General features: G+C 71.4%; 2 protein-coding genes. One reads left to right on the top strand and one right to left on the bottom strand.

Annotated features, from left to right (window positions below):
* The first annotated feature begins 337 nt into the window (after window positions 1–337).
* Window positions 338–835 carry an FBP domain-containing protein gene (locus tag L1885_RS25320; protein WP_235799492.1) on the top strand — a complete coding sequence of 166 codons (498 nt, stop codon included), beginning with the start codon at window positions 338–340 and terminating at the stop codon, window positions 833–835.
* Between the two features lie 109 nt (window positions 836–944).
* Here the strand turns inward: L1885_RS25320 and L1885_RS25315 are convergent, their stop codons facing one another.
* Window positions 945–2864: an N-acetylmuramoyl-L-alanine amidase gene (locus tag L1885_RS25315; protein ID WP_235799491.1), complete on the bottom strand. Its 1920-nt coding sequence runs from the start codon at window positions 2862–2864 to the stop codon at window positions 945–947.
* Window positions 2865–3681 lie beyond the last annotated feature (817 nt).

Below are 3681 nucleotides of genomic sequence, written 5' to 3'. Positions count from 1 at the left end.
CGCCTCGGGCGGTCGTGGCCGGCGGGACGCGCGCCTCGGGCGGGCTGGGGTCGGCGCGGGTGCGCGCTTGCGCCGGGCCGTGCGGTGCGGCGCGTCCGGCGCCGGAGTCCCGAGGCCCTCGCGTCCCGGGCCCTCCTGTCCCGAACCCCTGGTGTCCCGGGGCCCTCGTGTCCCGAGGCGTGACCTGTGGTCCCGGTCCCCGGAGCCTCGCGTCCCCGATCCCCGGAGTCTTGCGTCCCCGTCTCCCACAGCCCTGCGTCCCCGGCTCCCGGAGCGTACGGTCCCTAAAAGAATGAATATTTTGCCTAAAAGTATTAGGCAACCTACCCTCGGTCCCATGCGACACCTCACGGAGACCGAGATCCGAGCGTCCTTCGTCAACTGCTCCAAGGGGGAGGCCAAGCGCCTGGGCCTCCCGCCCGGCCTGGAGGAGCTGCCCTGGGACGACCTCGACTTCCTCGGTTGGCGCGACCCCGGCGCGCGCGAGCGCGCCTATCTGGTGACCGAGCACGGCGGCGGTCTGCTCGGCCTCTCCCTCCGGTCGGCCGCCGCGGCCGTGCGCGGGTTCACGTCCCGCAGCATGTGCTCGCTGTGCGTGACGACCCACACGGGCGGGGGCGTCGCCCTGATGACCGCGCGCCGCACGGGCGAGGCGGGCCGCCAGGGCAACACCGTGGGCAAGTACCTGTGCGCCGACCTCGCCTGCTCGCTCTACATCAGGGGCAAGCGGCAGACGGCCGCCGGCCGGGGCCTCGACGAGACGCTCTCCCTGGACGGCAAGATCGCCCGGGCCCGGGGCAACCTCCGGGCCTTCGTCGACCTGGTCACGGAGTGAGTGCCCGCCGCGGAGGCGGCGCGTACCGAAACGGCGGAAGCGCCCGGGGCCGGTGGGGCCTCGGGCGCTTCCTCGTTCCTCCGGTGCATCCCGCCGCGGCGGGAGGGTGTCAGGCGGCCGGGGTGGCCGTGACGTCCGCGGAGTTCACGTAGATGGTCCGGTGGTTGAACTGGACCTGGTAGTACGTCTCACTGCCGGTGACCACCTGACCGCCCGACTTGAAGAAGTCGTCGGCCGGAGTGGCCGGCTGGTCGGCGACGTACGCCTGGCCGACCGGGATCTTGTAGTTCGCGGCCGTGAGGGGCGCCTGGGTCGACGGGGACAGGCCCGCCGGGTACTCGGACGCCGCCGGGTAGGCCTGGCCGTAGACGGGAGCCGCCGTCGTGCCCGCGGCCTTGATGATCTGCACGCCCGTGGTCGGGATCGTGTACTTGCCGCCCGGGTTGTGGATCCAGCCCTCCTGGCCGCCGTACCAGATCGCCGTCCAGTCGCCCTTGACGTCGGCCACGACGAACTGCTGGCCGGCCTGGACGTGGTCGCTCCAGTCGCTGATCGAGTCGGTGCCCGCCTGCGCGCCGGGGTGGACCACCGGGTCGAGGAACAGCGGCGCGTCGGAGGCCGGCGCGGTGCGCACGAACAGGGAGTTGGACGGCTGCGGAACCTCCGCGCACGCCGGCGTGGCGCCCGAGGGGTCGTCCGACGGGCAGACGGTGTACGTCTGCTCGTTCTTCGCGTTGAACTTGGGCGCGATCGTCACGACGGAGCCGACCTTGCCGACCCCGCGGGTGCCCGAGTCGATCGGGGAGCCGGCGAGCCGCATGAAGCGGCTCCAGTCCCAGGCCGTGCCCTTGTCCCAGTGCTGCGCCGCCAGGTTGGAGTCCAGCGAGCCCGGCACGTTGTCGTGGCCCAGGATGTGCTGGCGGTCCATCGGCACGTCGTACCGCTTCGCCAGGTACTTCACCAGCTTGGCGGTCTGCTGGTACACGGCGTCCGTGTACCAGTCGGCGCCGCGCGCGGTGAAGCCCGCCTGCTCGATCGAGATCGAGTGCAGGTTGTAGTGGTAGTTGCCGACCGCGAACGCGAGGTCCTTGTTCGCCATCAGCTGGGTGGTCGTGCCGTCGGTGTCCATCAGGTAGTGCGCGGCCGTGATGGCGCCCGACGCGTCCAGCTCCTCCTTGGCGCTCTCGAAGGAGCCCTCGGCGGTGTGCAGGACGATGCGGTCGATCTTGATGCCGTTCGCGGGCCGGTTCGAGACCTGGCCGTTGCCCGCGATGGTCACCGGGTCGAACGTGCAGTCCATCGAGGCGGGGCACTCCGCGCCCGTCGACGACGGCCTGTTCTTCAGCTTGAGCTTGTCCATCTGCGCGGTGACCGGCTTGGCCGACGGGTCCGCCGCGAGCTTCACGGTCCGGCCGTCGGCCGACTTCTGCTGCGCCCCGGACCTGATGGTGCCGAAGACGTTGTCGACGTAGCTCGTCGCGGCCTTCTCGTCGGGCAGCCGGCTGTACTTGGCGACGGCGCCCGTCCAGTCGGACGGGTCCTTCGACAGGCCGCCCCCGACGGACTTCTGGTACGAGGCGAGCAGCGCCGCCGCGCCCTCGAGGTTCGAACGGCGGTCCGTGCGGAGCTTGTCGGCGGGAATGCCGGTCAGCTCGGCCGCCTTCTGCAGGGTGTGCATCTCGGGGTGGTCGATCATGGACGCGAGGTCCGAGCGGCCGCCGGCGCCCGCGTCACCGTTGACGAGCATGTCCTTCGTCACGTCGGTGAGGTCGGCGAGTCCGTAACCGCCCTTGTTGCTGTACCCCTTGTGCGACTGCCAGCCCGACTCCTCGTGGGTGACGGCCATCAGCACGGACGTGGGGACATCGTACTTGGCGGCCGCGGCCGAGAAGTCGGCCTGAACGCCCGCGTCCTGGGGGGCGTCGCTCTGTGCCTGGGCAAGAGTGGGCAGGAACGCGAACGCTCCCGCGGCCACGGCGCCGGTGGCGACGGCCCCCGTGAGCCATCGCTTCGACTTCCGCTTGTGCAAGGTTCTGATCTCCGTCCAAAGGTGAGCACCGAGTCGTTGACAGGGTGACGGGGCATGCTCCGCGGAGGAGGCCACGGCGTCTGAGGCGATGGTCCCCGGTGGGGGAGCGCCCCGGCCCTCGGTGCGCGCACACTGTGCCACGGCAACGTACGTCGGCCCGGGGTGTCGGCCGAGGTGCCACGCCGTTGTGATGAGCGCATCAACGGCCACAGCTTCCAGTCGTTCAGGTTGTGACGTCAACTTGCCTCGCGCGCCACGGGTGAACGCGAGATGTCCACATAAGCGCCTACTTCTGGGCAAAGCGCCGCTTTCCGGGCCGGCGCCCGCTGGCGAGACGCAGCCCATGGCTGCGAACTAGCAGGTCAAGAGCGCGTGAAGGGGCGCTCGGGGCGGTGCCGGGAGGTGCGGGCGGTACCTGTCGCGACGCCCTACTCCCGGGTACGTCACATGGAATGCCCCGGTATGGCGGAAGAGTTCACCTTTCTCCTCCGACGCCGTACCTTTCACACCTCTTTCACCTCGCTCGCCGAGGCGAGGTGTGCTTCCGCGCGGCACCGGGTGGCGCACACCACACCGGGTGCGGGCGGAGTGGGGAGCGTACAGGATCGGGATGTTGTGCCGGCGATCCCGGGGCCCCGCGCGGGGTGTTGGGCGGGACGCGCCGGACGGGGGCATGGGCGCCCGGAGCCGTGCGGCGTGTCGGTGTGGTGGGTGCGGCGGGGGGTGTGGCGGTGCGGGGACGGGTGCCTCGGGTGCGGGTGCGGGTGCGGGTGCGGGTGCGGGTGCGGAGGGCGGCCGCCGGGCCCGTCCGCCGCCG

The sequence above is a fragment of the Streptomyces fuscigenes genome (assembly GCF_021556455.1).
Taxonomy (GTDB): Bacteria; Actinomycetota; Actinomycetes; order Streptomycetales; family Streptomycetaceae; genus Streptomyces; species Streptomyces fuscigenes.
The sequence above is the reverse complement of the archived record's forward strand: the minus strand, read 5'-3'. Positions and strand labels throughout refer to the sequence as shown.